Origin of the sequence: Bacillus cereus group sp. BfR-BA-01381 (genome assembly GCF_022663555.1) — a bacterium.
In the GTDB taxonomy this organism is placed as follows: Bacteria; Bacillota; Bacilli; order Bacillales; family Bacillaceae_G; genus Bacillus_A; species Bacillus_A pacificus.
This window is the reverse complement of record NZ_JAKUFR010000386.1, coordinates 1-201: the sequence shown is the minus strand read 5'-3', so window position 1 is coordinate 201 and position 201 is coordinate 1. Positions and strand designations below refer to the sequence as shown.

Genomic DNA, 201 nt, shown 5'->3' with positions numbered 1-201 from the left:
GATCCATCTGATTATGAAACTGAAAACCAAGAAGGAAACAATGAAGAATTGGCAACGGTGAATGGAAATGGTGAAGAAGAAAATCCGGAGTTGTCCGATGTAGAAGATATAAAGCAGCCTGAGCAAGATGATCCTTCCGATTACGAAACAGAACAAGATGGAGGGAACGGTGAAGTTTTAGTAACGACTGAAGAAACTGAA

General features: G+C 40.3%; 1 protein-coding gene. It reads left to right on the top strand.

What is annotated here, in order from left to right; translation table 11 throughout:
- On the top strand, window positions 1-201 hold a 201-nt coding region (locus MR079_RS29175; RefSeq protein ID WP_242295132.1), incomplete at both ends, for a hypothetical protein.